Consider the following 19287-nt stretch of genomic DNA (forward strand, 5'->3'; position numbering starts at 1 on the left):
TCACCCGATTCCGGGGATGAGACGGACGAGCAGGTCGATCAGCCAGATCCCGAGGAACGGGCTGACGATCCCGCCGAGGCCGTAGACGAGCAGGTTGCGGCGCAGCAGCGCGGACGCCGACGACGGCTTGTACCGCACGCCCCGCAGCGCCAGCGGGATCAGCACGACGATGATCAGCGCGTTGAAGATCACGGCCGAGAGGATCGCCGACTTCGGCGTGGCCAGGTGCATGATGTTCAGCCCGCCCAGCTGGGCGTGGATGCCGGTGAACATCGCGGGCAGGATCGCGAAGTACTTGGCCAGGTCGTTGGCGACGCTGAAGGTGGTGAGCGCGCCGCGGGTGATCAGCAGCTGCTTGCCGATCCCGACGATCTCGATCAGCTTGGTCGGGTCGCTGTCGAGGTCGACCATGTTCCCGGCCTCCTTGGCGGCCGAGGTGCCGGTGTTCATCGCGACGCCGACGTCCGCCTGCGCGAGCGCCGGGGCGTCGTTGGTGCCGTCGCCGGTCATCGCGACCAGCCGCCCGCCTTCCTGCTCCCGCTTGATCAGCGCCATCTTGTCTTCGGGCTTGGCCTCGGCGAGGAAGTCGTCGACGCCGGCGTCGGCGGCGATGGCCTTCGCGGTGAGCGGGTTGTCGCCGGTGATCATCACCGTCTTGATGCCCATCGAGCGCAGCTCGGCGAAGCGCTCCTTCATGCCCGGCTTGACGACGTCGGAAAGCCGGATCACGCCGCGGACCACCGTGTCTTCGGCGACGACGAGCGGCGTGCCGCCCTGCGCGCCGATCTCGTCGACGACCCTGGTGGTCTCCGCGGGGAATTCGCCGCCGTTGCCGAGCACCCAGTCGCGCACCGCGCTCGCCGCGCCCTTGCGGATCCGCCTGCCGCCGAGGTCGAGCCCGCTCATCCGGGTCTGCGCGGTGAACGGGACGAACTCGCCGCGTTCGTCCTGGCCCGCGTGGTCCGGCGTCAGCTCGACGACACTGCGTCCTTCCGGGGTCTCGTCGGCCAGGCTGGCCAGCCGGGCGGCGCGGGCCAGCTCGTCCCGGGTGGACGTGCCGACCGGGATCAGCTCGGTGGCGCGCCGGTTGCCGAAGGTGATGGTGCCGGTCTTGTCGAGCAGCAGCGTCGAGACGTCGCCCGCGGCCTCGACCGCGCGGCCGCTCGTCGCCAGGACGTTGCGCTGCACCAGCCGGTCCATGCCCGCGATGCCGATGGCGCTCAGCAGCGCGCCGATGGTCGTGGGGATCAGGCACACCAGCAGGGCGGTCAGCACGATCACCGGCTGCTCGGCCCCGGAGTAGCGGGCCATCGGCTGCAACGCGACGACGGCGAGCAGGAAGATGATCGTCAGCGTCGAGAGCAGGATCGTCAGCGCGATCTCGTTCGGCGTCTTCTGCCGCGCCGCGCCCTCCACCAACGCGATCATGCGGTCCACGAAGGACTCACCGGGTTTCGTGGTGATCTTCACGACGATCCGGTCGGACAGCACGGTCGTGCCGCCGGTGACGGCGCTCCGGTCGCCGCCGGACTCGCGGATGACCGGGGCCGACTCGCCGGTGATGGCCGACTCGTCGACGGTCGCGATGCCCTCGACGACGTCGCCGTCACCCGGGATCACCTGGCCCGCCTCGACGACGACGAGGTCACCGATCTTCAGGTCGGCGCCGGGCACCCGCTCCTCGCCGGTTTCGGTGAGCCGGCGGGCGACGGTCTCCTGCTTCGCCCGCCGCAGGCTTTCGGCCTGCGCCTTGCCGCGCCCTTCGGCGACGGCCTCGGCGAGGTTGGCGAACAGGACCGTGAACCACAGCCAGACGGCGATCAGGACCGTGAACACGCTCGGGTCCGTGACGGCGAAGACGGTGGTCAGCGCGGACCCCACCCACACCACGAACATCACCGGGTTGCCGAGCTGGTGCTTCGGGTTCAGCTTCCGCAGCGCTTCCGGCAGCGAAATCCAGAGCTGGCGGGGGCTGAACACCCCGGCGCCCACCCGGCTCCGGTGCCCGGCGGGAGCCACCTGCGGTCGTTCGTCGGTGACGGTCATGCGAGTGCCTCCGCGATGGGCCCGAGCGCGAGCGCCGGGATGAACGTGAGGGCCGCGACGAGCACCACCGTGCCGGTGAGCAGGGTGGCGAAGAGCGGTCCGGTGGTCGGCAGGGTGCCGGCGGTTTCGGGCACCGTGCGTTGCGCGGCCAGGGAACCGGCCAGGCAGAGCACGGCGAGGATCGGCACGAACCGGCCGAACGCCATGGCGACGCCGAACGAGGACTGGAACCAGTCGTTCGTCGCGGTCAGCCCGCCGAACGCGCTGCCGTTGTTGTTGCCGGTGGACGCGTAGCCGTAGAGGATCTCGGACAGGCCGTGCGCGCCGCCGTTGCCGAGCGCGCCCGCGGTGCCCGGCAGCAGCAACGCGATCCCGGAGCCGAGGAGCACGACCGTGGGCATCGCCAGCATGGCGACGGCGGCGCAGGTGACCTCGCGCTTGCCGAGCTTCTTGCCCAGGTACTCGGGGGTGCGCCCGACCATCAGCCCGGCCAGGAACATCGCGATGATCGCCATGACGAGGATGCCGTAGAGCCCGGTGCCGACGCCGCCGGGCGAGATCTCGCCGTAGAGCATGTTGAGCAGCGGTCCCCCGCCGCCGAGGCCGGACAGGCTGTCGTGGGCGCCGTTCACCGCGCCGGTCGACGTGCCGGTGGTCGTGTCGGCGAAGATCGACGTCGCCCCGATGCCGAACCGCTGTTCCTTGCCTTCCGTGCTGGCGCCGGCGGCCAGCGCGGCCGGGTTGCTCGCCTCGGCCTCGGAGAACCAGATGATCGCCAGCGACGCGGCCCACAGCAGGCCCATCACGCTCAGCAGGACGTACCCCTGGCGGCGGTTGCCGACCAGCGTGCCGAACGCGCGGGTCAGGCTGACCGGGAGCACCAGGATGAGGAACAGCTCGACGAGGTTCGTCCAGGCGTCGGGGTTTTCGAACGGGTGCGCGGAGTTGGCGTTGAAGACGCCGCCGCCGTTGGTGCCCAGTTCCTTGATCGCCTCCTGGCTCGCGGCCGGGGCGAGGGCGATGGTGCCGTGGCTGCCGTCCGGGTTCGTCACGGCGATGCCCGCCTTCAGGCTCTGCACCACGCCGAGCGCGACCAGCACGAGCGCGAACACGAACGCCATCGGCAGCAGCACGCGGATCGTGCCGCGGGTGAGGTCCACCCAGAAGTTGCCGAGCCGGTCGGTCTTCGCCCGCACGAACCCCCGTGTCACGGCGATGGCCACGGCCAGGCCGACGCCGGCCGACAGGAAGTTCTGCACGGTCAGCCCGGCCATCTGCACGAAGTGGCCCATCGTCGTCTCGGGGACGTAGGACTGCCAGTTCGTGTTGGTGACGAACGAGATCGCCGTGTTGAACGCGACGCCGGGGCTCACCGGGCCGCGGCCGAGGCTCCACGGCAGCAGCGGCTGCCACCGCTGCAGCAGGTAGAGCAGGACGACGGAGACGAACGAGAAGCCGAGCACGCCCGCGGCGTAGGCCGGCCACCGCTGCCCGGAGTCCGGGTCGACGCGGAAGACCTTGTACAGGCCCTTTTCCAGCTTGAGGTGCTTCTCGGTGGAGAAGACGCGCGCCAGGTAGTCGCCCAGCGGCCGGTAGACCGCGGCGAGGGCGGCGAGCAGGAGGCCGAGCTGGACGAGCCCGGCCGTCGTGTCGGACATCAGAATTTCTCCGGCCTGGTCAGGGCGACGAACAGGTAGCCGAGCAGACCGAGCGCCAGCAGCCCGCCGGCGACGTTGGCCACGGTTCCCGCGCCGCTCACAGCTTCTCCAGCCCGCGCAGCACCAGCGCGAGGACCACGAAAACGCCGATCAGCAGCACGGCGTAGAGCAAGTCGGCCACAGGCACCTCTCAAGACGGGTCACCGGGTTCGGTGACCGGACGCCGTTCACTGTGCGGCTCCGGAACCGCGTCACGACCTGCGGATGACGGCGCCTTGATGCGTTCCCGACACGCATTTACGCCGTCTTGACGGCTGGTGGCGGCGGTCACGCAAGCGTTTGCCGGACACTCACGGTATGCAGTTGGTTAGTGACCCGCGACACACCGCGTGACCGAACAGGTGCGGAACGTGCAATTCGGGCAGACAAGATCTTGGGGGCGTGTTACACCTGAGTTACCGATAGTTGTATCGGCTAAGCAATTCGGAGAGAGGGGTTCCCCATGTGCGGTATCGCCGGCTGGGTTTCCTACGACGCCGACCTGACCCGCCGCCGGGACGTGGTCGGCGCCATGACGGAGACCATGGCCTGCCGCGGACCGGACGACGAAGGCACCTGGGTGCGTACGCACGTCGCGCTGGGGCACCGGCGCCTGGCCATCATCGACCTGCCCGGCGGCCGTCAGCCGATGTCGGTGCACACGCCCAACGGCGACATCGCGATGGTCTACAGCGGTGAGGCCTACAACTTCACCGAACTCAAGGAAGAGCTGACGAAGCTCGGGCACACGTGGGAGACCGACAGCGACACCGAGGTCGTCCTGCACGGCTACCTGCAGTGGGGCGACGAGGTCGTCGACCACCTCAACGGCATGTACGCCTTCGCGATCTGGGACGAGCGCGACGACCGGCTCGTCATGATCCGCGACCGGATGGGCATCAAGCCGTTCTACTACTACCCCACCCGCGACGGGGTCCTGTTCGGGTCCGAGCCGAAGGCCATCCTCGCCAACCCGCTGGCGGCGAAGGTGGTCGACACCGACGGCCTCCGCGAGCTGATGGCCTTCACCAAGCGGCCGGGCTGGTCGCTGTGGAAGGGCATGGAGGAGGTCCGGCCGGGCACGATCGTCACCGTGTCCCGCGAGGGCATCCGCACCCGCACCTACTGGAAGCTCGACGCGAAGCAGCACACCGACGACCAGGAGACCACGGTCGCCCGCGTGCGCGAGCTGATGACCGACATCGTGAACCGGCAGCTCGTCGCGGACGTCCCGCGCTGCGTGCTGCTCTCGGGCGGGCTCGACTCCAGCGCCGTCACCGGCCTCGCCGCCGCGCGGCTGGCCGAGCAGGGTGAACGGCTGCGGACGTTCTCCGTCGACTTCGTCGGCCAGGAGGAGAACTTCAAGCCGGACGAGATGCGGGACACGGCGGACTCGCCGTTCGTCCGCGACGTCGCGAAGCTGGTCGGCTCGGCGCACAAGGACGTCGTGCTGAACCCGGCCGAGCTGACCGACCCCGAGGTGCGGCGCGCGGTGCTGCGGGCGCGGGACATCCCGGCCGGGCTCGGCGACATGGACACGTCGCTGTACCTGCTGTTCAAGGCGATCCGCGGCGAGTCGACGGTGGCGCTGTCGGGCGAGTCGGCCGACGAGGTGTTCGGCGGCTACCGCTGGTTCTTCGACGAGGCTTCGGTGAACGCGGACATGTTCCCGTGGATCGCCTTCCGCACCTCGATGATGACCGAGCGGACGTCGATCTACACGCCCGAGCTGATGGGGAAGATGGACTTGGAGTCCTACGTCCGCGACCAGTACCGGTCCGCCGTCGACGAAGTCGAGCACCTGGACGGCGAGTCCGAGCGCGAAGCCCGGATGCGGACGATCTGCCACCTGCACCTGACCCGGTTCGTCCGGATGCTGCTCGACCGCAAGGACCGCGCGTCGATGGCGGTGGGCCTGGAGGTCCGGGTGCCGTTCTGCGACCACCGGCTCGTCGAGTACGTCTACAACACGCCGTGGTCGCTGAAGACGTTCGACGGCCGCGAAAAGAGCCTCCTGCGGCACGCGACCAAGCACGTGCTGCCGGACTCGGTGCGCGACCGGGTGAAGAGCCCGTACCCGTCGACGCAGGACCCGGGCTACGCGGCCGCGCTGCAGCAGCAGGTCAAGGAGGTCCTCGGCGAGCCCGGCCACCAGGTGTTCGGCCTGGTCGACCGCGGCTGGGCGCACCGCGCGTCCGAAGTGGACCCCGCGGCCATGGACCCGGCGATGCGGATCGGCCTGGACCGGCTGCTGGACCTCTACCACTGGATCGAGATGTACTCCCCCACGCTCGAACTGGCTTGACTTCGAGTGCCCTCGAGGTTCCAGGCTGGGTGGCATGAAGGTGCTGCTGTTCGGCCGCAACCCGGCCACGGTCTCGAGGGTGACGGCGGCGCTGTCCGCGGCGGGTCTCGCCGCGGACGGCGTCGCTTCGGAGGAAGCCGCACTGGCCCGGCTGGGGGTGGTGGACGCGCTCGTGCTCGGCGCGGGCGTGGTCGGCGACCTGCGGGAGCGCGTCACGGCCGCGGCGGCGCGGCACGGCGTCGTGTGCGTGCAAGGGCCGCACATCCTGCCTTCGCGGGACGCGCTCGAGTACGTCCGGACCGAGATCCTGCCGCTACTGGCGCAACGCCGTCCGCACGAACGCCGCGACCCGCGGTGACCGTGACGTCGACGGCCACGCCACCTGCAACCGCACGTCGCTGAGCCCGTCGATCTCGCGGTAGGCGATGCCTTCGCGCGGGTAGCGGCGGGCCACCGACCTCGGGAGGAACGTCACCGCCTGGCCCAGCTCGACCAGCCGCAACGCCTCGGCGAGGTCCTTCGCCGGCGGGCCGAGCCGGGCGGGCGGCGGGTCGGCGAGCACGGTCCGGGGATCGCGGGCGCGGTAGTAGGCGTCGAGGCGGTCGTCGACGCCGGGCCACGTCACGGCCGGGCGGGCGAGCACTTCGCGCAGCGTCGCCGCTTCCCGGCCGCGCGGCTGGGCGGCGACGCGCGGCTCGGTGGTGACCGGCTCGACGTCCAGCCCGGTGCGGTCGAACGGCGCCGGGATCAGGGCGACGTCACCGCGGCCGTCGCGGAGCATGCGGGCGGCTTCGTCGCCGGTGGCGGCGAAGAGCAGGTCCGCCGGCTCGCCGAGGGCGGCGAGGATGCCGGGCAGGAGCCCGGCGTCACCGTCCGGTTTGGACACGACGACCAGGGCGCCGTTCCGCTGCGCCCGGCGTCTCGCGGCCTTCGCGGCTTCGACGGCGGCGCGGGCGTCCGGCAGCATCGCCGCGCCGGCCCGGGTGAGCGCCACGCTGCGGGTCGAACGGTCGAAGAGCGTGACGCCGAGTTCGCGTTCGAGCCCGGCGACGGCCCGCGAAAGGGACGGCTGGGTCCGGCCGAGCCGGTCGGCGGCCCGGCCGAAGTGCAGTTCCTCGGCGACGGCGACGAAAGCCTCGAGGTCATTCATACGTGTTCAGCATAAGTGGCGGTGTCCAGCGCATTTCCGTCCCGCGCCGGACGATGGTTGCCTCGGGGACATGACCAACACCGACATCGTCCGCCGTTACCTGGCCGCCTTCAACCGCGGCGACCTCGCCGCGTTCGACGAGCTGATCGCGCCGGACTACCTCAACCACAGCCCGAGCCTGCCGGGCCTGCCGCCCGGCCCGGAGGGCCTGAAGCCGATCGTCGAGGACCTGCGGCGGCAGGCCCCGGACCTGCGTTTCGAGGAGGTCCACCTCCTGGAGGACGGCGAGTTCGTGGCAGCGCACCTGCTGGTCCACGGCTTCGGCCCCCAGCCGGCGCGGCAGATGCAGATCGAGCGCCTGCGCGACGGCCGGATCGTGGAGCACTGGCGCGTCACGGCCTGAGCGGCGGCCTCGCGGCGACCCGGGCTCGGCGCGAGCCGGCTTTCCCCAGCCGCCGGAGAAACCGGACGTACGGCGACCACCGGACCGGCTCCGCGACACCGCCGGTCAGCTCCTCCTCCGCCCGGTCCAGCAGCTGCTCCAACAGCGCGTCGTGCAGGGGACGGAAGAACAACGGCCAGCTCAGCCGGGCCCAGCCGCGCAACGACGCCGACAGCACGTGCGTCAGCCTGCCGTCGCCGGCCGAGAACTCGTGGTACCCGTGCACGCCGGCCGGGGCCGTGAAGCGGAACCGCAGGCGGTCCGGTGCCACCTCCGCCAGCACGTACCGCACCGGGCCGTGACCGGCCGGCGTGCCCGGGCCGCGCGGGCCGCCGAGGCGGGCCGGCGGCCAGTCCGCCACCGGCCACAGGCGGTCGTCGCGGGTGCCGAGCGTTTCCAGCAGCGCGGCCAGTTCCGGCCGGGACGCCGGGAGCCGCCGGGTGTGCACGTTGCGGACCATGTCGGGGTCCTCGCCTTCTGGAGACTGTCCTCCAGAAAGTATTAGAGCATATCCTCTACAACATGGGCCGCCCCGCGACGTACACCACAGACCGGTTCCTCGACGCCGCCGTCCGGCTCTTCGCCGAAGGCGGCGCGCGGGCCGTCACCATGGCCGCCACCGCGAAGGCCGCCGGCGCGCCGAACGGGTCGATCTACCACCGTTTCCCCGACCGCGCGGCGCTCCTCGCGCGGCTGTGGCAGCGCACCGCGCGCGACTTCCAGGACACGTTCACCGCCGCCCTCGCAGACGCCGCCGGTGTCGACGCGGCGGTCGCGGCCGCGACGAGCGTCGTGCACTGGTGCCGCGAACACCCCGACGGCGGCCGCGTCCTGGACGCCGGCATGCCGGCCTTCAGCCCCGAAAGCTGGTCGGCGGAAGCGAAGGAAGCCGTGGCGAAGGACGAGGCGGCCCTGCGGCACGCCCTCAAGAACGCCACCCGGCGGCTGCCGTCACTGACCGGCTGCACCGACGAGGAGGTCGTGCTCGCCCTCGTCGAGATCCCGCGCGCGGTCGTCCACCGCTACCTCGCGACCGGGCGCACTCCCCCGCCGAAAGCCGTCACGCTGGTGGAACGCACGGTCCGCAAGCTGCTCAGCGCCTGACCTCCGCCAGCCGCACCGGACGCCGCTCACGACGGGAGACCTCGCAGGCTTCGGCGATGTAGAACGCTTCGAGTGCGTCGGCCGCGCCGCACGGCGAAGGCGCCCGGCCCGCGACGACGTCCAGGAACGCCCGCAGCTCGGTCGTGTACGCCGGCCGGAACCGCTCCATGAAACCCGGGTACGGCGGCCCCGGCAGCGGAGCGACACCCGGCTCCACCGACCGCAGCGGCGACCGGTCGTCCAGGCCGACCACGACGCCCGCCACCGAGCCCAGCACGTCGAGCCGCACGTCGTAGCCCGCGCCGTTGTAGCGGGTCAGCGACACCGTGGCCAGCGTGCCGTCGTCCAGGGTCAGCGTCGCCGCCGCCGTGTCGACGTCGCCCGCGTCGGCGAAGAACCGCTCACCGCGGTTCGCGCCGATCGCGTACACCTCGTCGACCTCGCGGCCGCTGACCCAGCGGATGATGTCGAAGTCGTGGACGCCGCAGTCGCGGAACAAGCCACCCGAATGGGCGACGTACTCCGCCGGTGGCGGGGCCGGGTCGAACGTCGTCGCGCGCAGCGTGTGCAGCCAGCCCAGCTCGCCCGACGCGACCGCCGCCCGCGCCGCCGCGTAGCCCGCGTCGAACCGGCGCTGGAAGCCGATCTGCACCGGGACGTCCGACGCCCCGATCCGGTCGATGACGGCCAGCGTGCCCGGGATGTCCGCGGCCACCGGCTTCTCGCAGAACACCGGCAGGCCCGCGTCGACCGCCGCGATGATCAGGCCCGGGTGCGCGTCGGTCGCCGCCGTGACGACCAGCCCGTCCAGCCCCGCCGCGAACAGGCCGTCGAGGGAAGCCGATTCGACGCCGAGCTTCGCGGCGGCGGAAGCGGCCCGCGCGGCGTCGACGTCGGCCACCACGACCGACTCGACCTCGTCGAAGCCCTTCAGCGTCTCCGCGTGCGCGGTGCCGATCCGGCCGGTGCCCGCCAGTCCCAACCTCATCGTGGTGCTCCTCCTGTCGCAGAAACTGTGCCGATGGTTTCCGAGCCGGCCACAGACACGGCCGGACGGCTCCGCGGCAACGGTCACGTGCCGCTCGGGCGCCGGCCCGCTTTCGGCCGGCTCGGAAACGGGGCGGTGGTCGCCCGCACCACCAGTGACGGGTGCAGCAGGTGCCGGACCGGCTCCGTGCGCTCCCCGCGGACGCGCTCGATCAGCGCCTCGAAGGCCAGCCGTCCCATCTCGGTGCGCGGCTGGTCCACTGTGGTCAGTGACAGGTGCCGCAGCGCCGCGAGTGACGTGTTGTCGTAGCCGACGACCGACACGTCCTCCGGCACGCGCAGCCCGGCTTCCTCCAGTGCCGAAATCGCGCCCACGGCGTTGAAGTCGTTGCCCGCCACCAGGCCGGTCGGCAGGTCCGCGCGCGGATACGCCGCCAGCAGCTCCCGCACGGCCTTCTCGCCACCGGTGTCGGTGTGCTCGCTGCGCACGACGATCGGCTCGAGGCCGTGCCGCCGCATCGCCGCCTGGAACCCGCGACGGCGCTGGGCCGCCCCGGCCGCGCCCCCGCCGTCGAGGTGCGCGATGCGCCGGTGCCCGAGCCCGACGAGGTGGTCGACGGCCAGCGCGGACCCCGCCTCGCCGTCATCGTTCACGGTGTCCACAGCGGACACTCGCGAGGTCCGCGACACGAGGACCACCGGGCACTGGCGTGCCGCGGCTTCGATGGCCGACGCGGGCACGACCGGCGAGAGCAGGATGACTCCGGCCGGACGGAAGGAAAGCAGGCTGCGCAAGGCGTTCCGTTCGCGCGCGGGGCTGCGGCCGCCGGTGTTGAGGACGAGGTCGAAACCCGCCGCCTGCGCGGCCGCGTCCAGTCCCTCGACCACGTCGGCGAAGAACGCGTTGCGCAGGTCGTTGACCATCACCCCGAGCACCGTGGACGTCCGGCTGGCCAGCGACCGCGCCATCACGTGCGGCTGGTAGCCGAGCTCTTCGGCCGCGCGCAGCACTGCCGCGCGGCGCGGGGCGGAGACCTTCGGTGAATTCCTCATCACCAGGGAGACCAGTGCGCGGGAAACTCCCGCCCGCGCGGCGACGTCCTCCATGGTCGGACGCACCATGCACCTCCCCTGAGCACCGAAAACTCGGCCTTGACTTGATGTGACGGACGCTACAAGATTAGAGCGCTCTAATCAATAGAGCGCTCCAACGCACCCGATGAGAGCAACGGAGTCCGCACTGTGACAGCGAAGATCCGTTTGGCCGCCGCCCCGATCTCCTGGGGCGTGTGCGAGGTCCCGGGGTGGGGCCGCGTGCTGGACGCGGCGACCGTGCTCGGCGAGATGCGCGAGCTGGGTGTCCAGGCCACCGAACTGGGCCCGCCGGGCTACCTGCCCCGCGACCCGGCCCGGCTGCGCGAGCTGCTCGGGACGTACGGCCTGACGCTCGTCGGCGGCTTCCTCGCCGTCGTGCTCCACGAAAAGCAGGACGAAGCCCTGCACGAAGCCGAAGAGTCCGCCGCGCTGTTCGCCGCCTGCGGTGGTGACGTCCTCGTCCTCGCCGCCGCCACCGGGCTCGACGGCTACGACGCGCGCCCGAAGCTCACCGACGCCGAATGGGCGACGCTCGTCGAGACCGCGGGGAAGATCCGCGGCATCGCCGCCGCCCACGGCCTGCGCACGGTGCTGCACCCGCACGTCGGGACGCACGTGGAGCAGCAGGCCGAGGTCGAGCGGTTCCTCGCCGATTCCGATCTCGGGTTGTGCCTCGACACCGGGCACCTGATGATCGGCGGGACGGATCCGGTCGAGCTGGCGAAGCGGTTTCCCGAACGGGTGGGGCACGTGCATCTCAAAGACGTCCGGGCGGACCTGGCGGCCGAGGTCCGCGCCGGCCGGCTGGCCTACACCGACGCGGTCGGGCGGGGCATCTACACCCCGCTCGGCGAGGGCGACGTGGACGTGGCGGCGATGGTGCGCTCCGTCCGGGCGGCCGGCTACGACGGCTGGTACGTCCTCGAGCAGGACACCGCCCTCCACGACTCGAGCCCCGACGACCTGCCCCGGCGGGACACCGAGCGCAGCCTGGCCCACCTCGCGAAGATCATCGGCTCCCAGTAATCGGTCCCAAAGGAGTGACTGTGTTCTCGTTCAAGAAGCTGGCGGTGCTCGCCGCCGCCGCGCTGGCGCTCACCGCGTGCAGCGGGCCCAGTGCCGACAACTCGAAGAGCAGCTCCGGCGGCTCGCCGTCCGCGGCGGCCCCGAGCAGCGGCGGCCCGCTGAAGGTCGCGGTCGTCACGCACGGCAGTGCCGGTGACGCCTTCTGGAACGTCGTCAAGAACGGCGCCCAGCAGGCAGGCAAGGACCTGGGCGTCGGCGTCGACTACTACTCCGACGGCGATCCCGCCAACCAGGCCAAGCTGATCGACAACGCGGTCGCGCAGAAGGTCGGCGGCCTGGTCGTGTCGATGGCCAACCCGCAGGCCCTGCAGACGTCGATCCAGAACGCGGTCAAGGCCGGCATCCCGGTCATCACCATCAACTCCGGCGAGGACTACAGCACGCAGTTCGGCGCGATCGCGCACGTCGGGCAGAGCGAGGGCCTCGCGGGCCAGGGCGCCGGCCAGCGGCTGAAGGCGGCGGGGAAGACGAAGCTGCTGTGCGTCATCCACGAGGCCGGGAACATCGGCCAGAACCAGCGTTGCGACGGCGCGAAGCAGACCTTCGGCAACGTCACGACGCTGCAGGTCGACATCTCCAACCCGACCGACGCGCAGTCGCGGATCCGCGGCGCGCTGCAGTCCGACCCGTCGATCGACGCGGTGCTGGCGCTGAACTCGCAGGTCGCGGCCCGCGCGGTGAGCGCGGCGAAGGAAGCGAGCAGCAAGGCGCAGGTCGCCACCTTCGACCTGAACGCCGACGTCGTCGCCGCGATCAAGGACGGCAGCATCCTGTTCGCCGTCGACCAGCAGCAGTACGAGCAGGGCTACCTGCCGATCGTGTTCCTGAAGCTGTACAAGGAGAACGGCAACACCATCGGCGGCGGCCACCCGGTGCAGACCGGCCCCGGCTTCGTCGACAAGACCAACATCGACACCGTGGCCCCGTACGCGCAGCGCGGCACGCGATGACCGCAGCGATCCAGGCCCAGCCCGACGAGCGCGTCGCGAAGAAGGGCCTGGCCGACCGCCTGGTCGTCCGGCCGGAAATCGGCGCGCTCCTCGGCGCCGTGCTCGTGTTCGTCTTCTTCTCCGTGGTCACCGGCCAGTTCCTCAGCCCGCTGGGCGTGGCGACCTGGCTGGACGACTCCTCGACGCTGGGCATCATGGCCGTCGTGGTCGCGCTGCTCATGGTCGGCGGCGAGTTCGACCTGTCGGCGGGCGTGATGACGGCGTCGACGTCGCTGGTCACGGCGATCCTGGCGACGCAGGCGGGCTGGAACGTCTGGCTCGCGCTGCTGGTCTCGCTCGCCTTCGCGCTCGGCGTCGGCGCGTTCAACGGCTGGCTGGTCATGAAGACCGGCCTGCCGAGCTTCATCGTCACGCTGGGGTCGTTCCTGGCGCTGCAGGGCCTCAACCTCGGCGTGACGCGGCTGGTCACCAACACCGTCCAGGTGTCGGGCATGCGCTCGACCAGCGGTTACGAGTCGGCCGGGTCGTTGTTCGCGTCCACCTTCGACATCGGCGGCACGGAGTTCCAGTCGTCGATCGTGTGGTGGATCCTCGTCACGGCGATCGCGGCGTGGCTGCTGGTGCGGACCCGGTTCGGCAACTGGATCTTCGCGGTCGGCGGGTCGCAGGTGTCGGCCCGCTCGGTCGGCGTGCCGGTGGTGCGCACGAAGATCCTGCTGTTCATGGGCACCGCGCTCGGCGCGTGGCTGGTCGGCTCGATCAACATCCTGCGGTTCGCCAGCGTGCAGGCCAACCAGGGCATCGGGCTGGAGTTCCAGTACATCATCGCGGCGGTGATCGGCGGCTGCCTGCTCACCGGCGGGTTCGGCTCGGCGGTGGGCGCGGCGATCGGCGCGCTGATCTTCGGCATGGCGCGCCAGGGCATCGTGTTCGCGCAGTGGAACAGCGACTGGTTCATGCTGTTCCTCGGCATCATGCTGCTGGCCGCGGTCCTGGTGAACAACGCCTTCCGGCGGCGCGCGGAAAGGGTACGCCGATGAGCCTGATCGAAGTCCGCGACATCGGGAAGACCTACGGCAGCGTCATCGCGCTGCGCGACGTGTCCACTGTGGTCAACGCGGGCGAGGTGACCTGCGTGCTCGGCGACAACGGCGCAGGGAAGTCCACGCTGATCAAGATCCTCGCCGGCGTGCACCAGCACGACCGGGGCGAGTTCCTGGTGGAGGGCGAGCCGGTGCGGTTCGCCTCGCCGCGCGAGGCGCTCGACCGCGGCATCGCGACCGTGTACCAGGACCTCGCCGTGGTGCCGCTGATGAGCGTGTGGCGCAACTTCTTCCTCGGCTCGGAGCCGACGACCGGGTTCGGCCCGTTCCGGATGCTCGACCGGAAGAAGGGCCGGGAGACGACCAAGAAGGCGTTGTCCGACATGGGCATCGACCTGCGGGACGTCGAGCAGCCGGTCGGGACGCTCTCCGGCGGTGAGCGCCAGTGCGTCGCGATCGCGCGGGCGGTGTACTTCGGTGCGAAGGTGCTGATCCTCGACGAGCCGACCGCCGCGCTGGGGGTCAAGCAGGCCGGGGTGGTCCTGAAGTACGTCGCGCAGGCGCGGGACCGCGGGCTCGGCGTCGTGCTCATCACGCACAACCCGCACCACGCCTATCCCGTCGCCGACCGGTTCCTGCTGCTCAAGCGCGGTGCCGCGCTCGGGCACTACGAGAAGTCCGAGATCGACATCAACGAACTGACCCGGCAGATGGCGGGCGGTGCGGAGCTGGAAGCGCTCGAACACGAGCTGCGGCAGGTGGGGAAGGCGTGAGTCTCGAAGCGCTCACGATCGGCCGGGTCGGGGTCGACTTGTACCCCGAGCAGAGCGGCGTCCCGCTGGCCGGGGTCAGCACGTTCGCCAAGTCGCTCGGCGGGACCGCGACGAACGTCGCGGTCGCCGCCGCGCGGCTCGGCCGGCGCACCGCGGTGCTCACCAAGGTCGGCCCGGACGGCTTCGGCGACTACGTCCGGCAAGCTCTCGGCGGCTTCGGCGTCTCGCCGGCTTTCGTGGGCACTTCGCCGGACCTGCGGACCCCGGTGGTGTTCTGCGAGCTGAACCCGCCAGCGGACCCGCCGCTGCTGTTCTACCGCGCGCCCATCGCGCCCGATCTGACGCTCACCGACGAGGACGTGCCGTGGGACGTCGTCGAGTCGGTGCCGCTGCTGTGGGTCACGGGCACCGGCGTGTCCGCGGAACCGGCGCGGGCGACCCAGCGGAAGATCCTCGAAGCCCGCGGCCGGCGGGAGCACACCGTCCTGGACCTGGACTACCGCCCGATGTTCTGGCCTTCGGTGGCCGAGGCCCGCGAAGAGATCGGCGGCCTGCTCGACCACGTCACCGCCGCGGTCGGCAACCGGGCCGAGGTGGAGGTCGCCGTCGGCACCGCCGATCCGGACATCGCCGCGGACCGGCTGCTTTCCCGCGGCCTGCGGCTGGCCGTGATCAAGAAGGGCGCCGATGGCGTGCTGGTGGCGACGCCGGAGGGGCGCTGGACGGTGCCGCCGCAACGCGTCGAAGTCGTTTGCGGCCTCGGTGCCGGCGACGGCTTCGGCGGCGCCCTGATCCACGGGCTGCTGTCCGGCTGGGACCCCGTGCGCATCGCGGAGTACGCGAACGCGGCGGGGGCGCTCGTCGCGTCCAGGCTGGCCTGCGCCGACGCCATGCCGACCGCCGAGGAGATCGAGGAAATGCTGTGATCCTCACCGACGAGCGCTGGCGGGAGCTGCTGCACACGCGGGCGACGAACCCGGGCGCGGTCCGGCAGGCGTACGCGACCCGCAAACGGCGTCCCCGGCTGCTGTCCGACGCCGGCACGCTGTTCCTGGTCGCGGCCGACCACCCGGCGCGGGGCGCGCTGAAAGTCGGCGAGGACCCGCTCGCCATGGCCGACCGGCGGGGGCTGCTCGAGCGGCTGCTCGTCGCGCTGGCGAACCCGGCGGTCGACGGCGTCCTCGGCACGCCCGACGTCGTCGAGGAGCTGCTGCTGCTCGGCGCGTTGCACGACAAGGTCGTGTTCGGCTCGATGAACCGCGGCGGACTCGACGGCGCGGACTGGGAGATCGACGACCGGTTCACCGGCTACGACGCCCGCACGCTCGTCGACTGCGGCCTCGACGGCGGCAAGATGCTGCTGCGGCTGGTCGACTCCGACCCGGGCACGGTGCCGACGCTGCAGGCTTGCGCCGACGCGGTCACCGAGCTGGCCGCGTACGGGCTGGCCGCCATGGTCGAGCCGCTCCCCTACGCCCGCTCCGAGGGCAAGCTGGTCCTGCGATCGGATCCGGTGTCGCTCGCGCGGGCGGTCACGGTGGCTTCCGGTCTCGGCACGACGTCGGCACACACCTGGCTGAAGCTGCCGCCCACCGATTCGGCCGCCGTGCTGGGCGCCACGACGCTGCCGGTGGTCGTGCTCGGCGGCGCGCCGTCCGGCGACCCGGACGCCGGCCTCGCGTCGTGGGGCCGGACGCTGCGGCACGACGTCGTCCGCGGCCTGGTCGTCGGCCGCTCCCTGCTCTACCCGCCCAGCGGCGACGTCGCCGGTGCCGTCGAAGCCGCCGCGAAGGTCTTGGAGGCCGCGAAGTGAGCAAGCTGCACCGTCCACTCGGGACGCTGTCCGACGACGCCGACCCGGTCCGGCTCACCCCGGACAGCGCGGGCTGGACCTACACCGGCCTCCGGGTCCTGGCACTGGCCGCCGGCGAGACGCGGGTCCTGCACACCGGCGAGTTCGAGGCGTTCGTGCTGCCGCTTTCCGGCTCGGCGACGGTTCGCGTCGACGGTCAGGTCTTCGAGCTGACCGGACGCACGTCCGTCTTCACGCGGGTCACGGACTTCGCCTACGTCCCACGGGACGCCGAAGTCGAGTTGTCGACAGTGGACGGGCTGGAGGTCGCGGTGCCGATGGCGCGCTGCACGCGTCGCCTGTCGCCGGCGTACGGACCGGCGGAGGACGTGCCGGTCGAGGTCCGCGGCGCCGGGCAGGCGACGCGGCAGGTGACCAACTTCGGCGTGCCGGGAGTGTGGGACCACGCGGACAAGCTCAACGCGTGCGAGCTGATCACGCCGGGTGGCAACTGGTCGTCGTACCCGCCGCACAAGCACGACGAGGCGACCGGGTGCGAAGTCGTCAACGAGGAGATCTACTACTTCCGCATCGCCGGCCGCGACGGGGTGACGCCGTCCCGCGAGGGCTTCGGCCTGCACCGGACGTACACGGGCGACGGCGAGCTGGACGAGGACGTCGCCGTCCGCGACCACGACGTCTTCCTCGTCCCGCGCGGCTACCACGGCCCGTGCGTGGCCGCGCCGGGCTACCCCATGTACTACCTGAACGTCCTCGCCGGGCCGGCGGACGAGCGGTCGATGGCGTTCTGCGACGACCCGGCGCACAGCTGGGTCCGCGGCACGTGGGCGGCGCAGGAGCTTGACCCGCGGTGCCCGGTGACGAGTCATGAAGGGCGTGTGCGGTGAACGACTTCAGGGGTCCGGGGGCAGCGTCCCCGGCCGGGGTGCGGGGGCCGGGCCCCCGCCGGACACAGCAGCTGACGACGGCTCAGGCGCTGGTCCGCTGGATCCTCGCGCAGCGTTCGGAAACCCTCGACGGCCGGGAAGTACCGCTCTTTCCGGGCGTCTTCGCGATCTTCGGGCACGGCAACGTCCTCGGCCTCGGGACGGCCCTGGAGGAACACCGCGGAGAGCTTCCCGTGTGGCGCGGGCACACCGAGCAGGGCATGGCCCTCGCGGCGGTCGGCTACGCGAAGGCGACGCACCGGCGGCAGGTCGGCGTGGTGACGTCCTCGATCGGGCCGGGCGCGCTCAACACGGTCACCGCGGCCGGGGTGGCGCACGCGAACCGGCTGCCGGTGCTGCTGCTGCCGGGCGACACGTTCACCAACCGGGCGCCGGACCCGGTGCTGCAGCAGATCGAGCCGTTCGGCGACGCGACCGCGACGGTCAACGACGCCTTTCGCGCGGTGTCGCGCTACTTCGACCGGATCGGCAGGCCCGAGCAGCTGGTCGCGACGTTGCCGCAGGTCGCGCGGGTGCTCACGGACCCGGCCGACGCCGGGCCGGTGACACTGGCGCTGCCGCAGGACGTCCAGGCGGAGACGTACGACTTCCCGGACGCGTTGTTCGAGCCCGTGCTGCACCGGCCGCTGCGGCCGCGGCCGGACCGGCGTTCGGTCACCGAAGCGGCGGCGGTCCTGCGCGCGTCCCGGCGTCCGTTGCTCGTGCTCGGCGGGGGTGTCCGGTACTCGGGCGCCGGGCAGCGCGCGCTCGACTTCGCCGAGCGGCACGGGATTCCGCTGGTGGAGACGACGGCGGGCCGCACGCTGGTCCCGCACTCGCACCCGCTGCACGCGGGGCCGCTGGGCATCACGGGCTCGACGTCGGCGAACGCCGTCGCGGCTGCGGCGGACGTGGTCCTGGCGGTCGGGACGCGGCTGCAGGACTTCACGACGGCGTCCTGGACGGTCTTCTCCCCCGACGTCCGCCTGGTGGCGCTCAACGCGGCCCGGTTCGACGCGGTGAAGCACGGCGCGCTGTCGGTGGTCGGCGACGCCGACGCGGGCCTGACCGATCTCGCGGCCCAGCTGGAGAGCTGGCGGGTCGACCCGTCGTGGACGTCGCGGGCCGCGGCCGAGCGGGCTTCCTGGGACGCGCACGTCGGCTCGCTCCGGTCGGCGCCGGGCCCGGTCCCGTCGTACGCGCAGGTCGTCGGGGTGGTGAACGACCTGTCGGCGCCGGACGACTACGTCATGACGGCGTCCGGCGGGCTGCCGGGCGAGCTGATCGGCGGCTGGCGCGGGTCCGGCTCGGTCTCGATGGACGTCGAGTACGGGTTTTCGTGCATGGGGTACGAGCTGTCGGGTGCGTGGGGCGCGGCGATCGCGTGGCCGGGCCTGGTGACCACACTTCTGGGTGACGGTTCGTACCTGATGCTGAACTCGGAACTGTTCTCGGCGGCGTTCGCGGGCCACCCGTTCGTCGCGGTGGTGTGCGACAACGACGGGTACGCCGTGATCGCCCGCCTCCAGGAGGGCCAGGGCGGGAAGCCGTTCAACAACTTCTACGCCGACTGCACGACTTCGCACGATTCACCGCCGCGCGTCGACTTCGCACGGCACGCGGAGTCACTGGGGTGCGTGGTGTTCCGCGCGTCCACAGTGGACTCACTCCGGTCGGCGTATGCCGCGGCACGGGAAGCCGCGGTGACCGAGCGGCGGCCGGCGGTGGTCGTGGTGCCGACACAGCCGTCGGCGTGGACCGAAGCGGGCGCGTGGTGGGAGGTCGGGGTGCCGGAGCACCTCGCGGGCCGGGACGAGTACGAGCGCGGGAAGAGCGGACAGGTCCGTTACCTGCGCTCCTGAGCACCCCT

19 protein-coding genes are annotated in these 19287 nt (G+C 71.8%); 12 read left to right on the plus strand and 7 right to left on the minus strand.

What is annotated here, in order from left to right; translation table 11 throughout:
- From kdpB to kdpF, 3 genes are read right to left on the minus strand one after another with little or no spacing between them, the layout of a single operon-like run.
- Positions 1-2046, minus strand: coding sequence for a potassium-transporting ATPase subunit KdpB (gene kdpB / locus BT341_RS39110; RefSeq protein ID WP_072481012.1), 2046 nt, complete (start codon positions 2044-2046; stop codon positions 1-3).
- Complete coding sequence (kdpA, locus tag BT341_RS39115) at positions 2043-3704, minus strand: potassium-transporting ATPase subunit KdpA (protein WP_072481013.1); 1662 nt, start codon at positions 3702-3704, stop codon at positions 2043-2045. The genes kdpB and kdpA overlap by 4 nt, the downstream gene beginning before the upstream one ends.
- Complete coding sequence (kdpF, locus tag BT341_RS39120; protein ID WP_072481014.1) at positions 3704-3805, minus strand: K(+)-transporting ATPase subunit F; 102 nt, start codon at positions 3803-3805, stop codon at positions 3704-3706. The genes kdpA and kdpF overlap by 1 nt, the downstream gene beginning before the upstream one ends.
- Before the next feature lie 401 nt (positions 3806-4206).
- Here kdpF and asnB point away from each other — a divergent pair, with 401 nt between their 5' ends.
- Both asnB and BT341_RS39130 read left to right on the plus strand, forming a co-directional pair.
- A complete protein-coding gene (gene asnB / locus BT341_RS39125; protein WP_072481015.1) occupies positions 4207-6048 on the plus strand; it encodes an asparagine synthase (glutamine-hydrolyzing) in 1842 nt (613 codons plus the stop codon).
- 34 nt (positions 6049-6082) lie between these two features.
- Positions 6083-6406 (plus strand): hypothetical protein, encoded by a 324-nt coding sequence (locus BT341_RS39130; RefSeq protein WP_072481016.1) that lies wholly within the window; start codon positions 6083-6085, stop codon positions 6404-6406.
- Here the strand turns inward: BT341_RS39130 and BT341_RS39135 are convergent.
- On the minus strand, positions 6362-7198 hold the full coding sequence (locus BT341_RS39135; RefSeq protein WP_072481017.1) for a LysR family transcriptional regulator: 837 nt from the start codon (positions 7196-7198) through the stop codon (positions 6362-6364). The two genes, BT341_RS39130 and BT341_RS39135, sit on opposite strands and share 45 nt — an antisense overlap.
- 70 nt (positions 7199-7268) lie before the next feature.
- Here BT341_RS39135 and BT341_RS39140 point away from each other — a divergent pair, with 70 nt between their 5' ends.
- Positions 7269-7601 carry an ester cyclase gene (locus BT341_RS39140; protein WP_072481018.1) on the plus strand — a complete coding sequence of 111 codons (333 nt, stop codon included), beginning with the start codon at positions 7269-7271 and terminating at the stop codon, positions 7599-7601.
- On the opposite strand, the gene BT341_RS39145 is transcribed toward BT341_RS39140, so the two are convergent.
- Positions 7591-8100, minus strand: coding sequence for a hypothetical protein (locus BT341_RS39145; protein WP_072481019.1), 510 nt, complete (start codon positions 8098-8100; stop codon positions 7591-7593). The two genes, BT341_RS39140 and BT341_RS39145, sit on opposite strands and share 11 nt — an antisense overlap.
- Before the next feature lie 62 nt (positions 8101-8162).
- Between BT341_RS39145 and BT341_RS39150 the strand changes: the two genes are divergently transcribed.
- Complete coding sequence (locus BT341_RS39150; RefSeq protein ID WP_072481020.1) at positions 8163-8744, plus strand: TetR/AcrR family transcriptional regulator; 582 nt, start codon at positions 8163-8165, stop codon at positions 8742-8744.
- On the opposite strand, the gene BT341_RS39155 is transcribed toward BT341_RS39150, so the two are convergent.
- On the minus strand, positions 8734-9732 hold the full coding sequence (locus BT341_RS39155) for a Gfo/Idh/MocA family protein (RefSeq protein WP_177329003.1): 999 nt from the start codon (positions 9730-9732) through the stop codon (positions 8734-8736). The two genes, BT341_RS39150 and BT341_RS39155, sit on opposite strands and share 11 nt — an antisense overlap.
- Before the next feature lie 83 nt (positions 9733-9815).
- Positions 9816-10853: a LacI family DNA-binding transcriptional regulator gene (locus BT341_RS39160; protein WP_072481021.1), complete on the minus strand. Its 1038-nt coding sequence runs from the start codon at positions 10851-10853 to the stop codon at positions 9816-9818.
- A gap of 120 nt (positions 10854-10973) precedes the next feature.
- Here BT341_RS39160 and BT341_RS39165 point away from each other — a divergent pair, with 120 nt between their 5' ends.
- The 8 genes from BT341_RS39165 to iolD are packed head-to-tail and all read left to right on the plus strand — an operon-like array spanning position 10974 to position 19279.
- The gene (locus tag BT341_RS39165) at positions 10974-11852 is read left to right on the plus strand and encodes a TIM barrel protein (RefSeq protein WP_072481022.1); all 879 of its coding nucleotides are present in this window, start codon (positions 10974-10976) and stop codon (positions 11850-11852) included.
- A 20-nt stretch (positions 11853-11872) separates the two neighbouring features.
- Complete coding sequence (locus BT341_RS39170; RefSeq protein WP_072481023.1) at positions 11873-12862, plus strand: sugar ABC transporter substrate-binding protein; 990 nt, start codon at positions 11873-11875, stop codon at positions 12860-12862.
- Positions 12859-13902: an ABC transporter permease gene (locus tag BT341_RS39175; RefSeq protein ID WP_072481024.1), complete on the plus strand. Its 1044-nt coding sequence runs from the start codon at positions 12859-12861 to the stop codon at positions 13900-13902. The genes BT341_RS39170 and BT341_RS39175 overlap by 4 nt, the downstream gene beginning before the upstream one ends.
- Positions 13899-14678, plus strand: a complete 780-nt coding sequence (locus BT341_RS39180; protein ID WP_072481025.1) for an ATP-binding cassette domain-containing protein — start codon at positions 13899-13901, stop codon at positions 14676-14678. Before BT341_RS39175 ends, BT341_RS39180 begins: the two co-directional genes overlap by 4 nt.
- Positions 14675-15604 carry a 5-dehydro-2-deoxygluconokinase gene (gene iolC / locus BT341_RS39185; protein WP_072481026.1) on the plus strand — a complete coding sequence of 310 codons (930 nt, stop codon included), beginning with the start codon at positions 14675-14677 and terminating at the stop codon, positions 15602-15604. Before BT341_RS39180 ends, iolC begins: the two co-directional genes overlap by 4 nt.
- Positions 15601-16491: a Cgl0159 family (beta/alpha)8-fold protein gene (locus BT341_RS39190; protein WP_072481027.1), complete on the plus strand. Its 891-nt coding sequence runs from the start codon at positions 15601-15603 to the stop codon at positions 16489-16491. Before iolC ends, BT341_RS39190 begins: the two co-directional genes overlap by 4 nt.
- Complete coding sequence (iolB, locus tag BT341_RS39195; protein WP_072481028.1) at positions 16488-17378, plus strand: 5-deoxy-glucuronate isomerase; 891 nt, start codon at positions 16488-16490, stop codon at positions 17376-17378. The genes BT341_RS39190 and iolB overlap by 4 nt, the downstream gene beginning before the upstream one ends.
- 38 nt (positions 17379-17416) lie before the next feature.
- Positions 17417-19279, plus strand: a complete 1863-nt coding sequence (gene iolD / locus BT341_RS39200) for a 3D-(3,5/4)-trihydroxycyclohexane-1,2-dione acylhydrolase (decyclizing) (RefSeq protein ID WP_072481029.1) — start codon at positions 17417-17419, stop codon at positions 19277-19279.
- The last annotated feature ends 8 nt before the right edge of the window (positions 19280-19287 follow it).

Origin of the sequence: Amycolatopsis australiensis (assembly GCF_900119165.1) — a bacterium.
GTDB classification, from domain to species: Bacteria; Actinomycetota; Actinomycetes; order Mycobacteriales; family Pseudonocardiaceae; genus Amycolatopsis; species Amycolatopsis australiensis.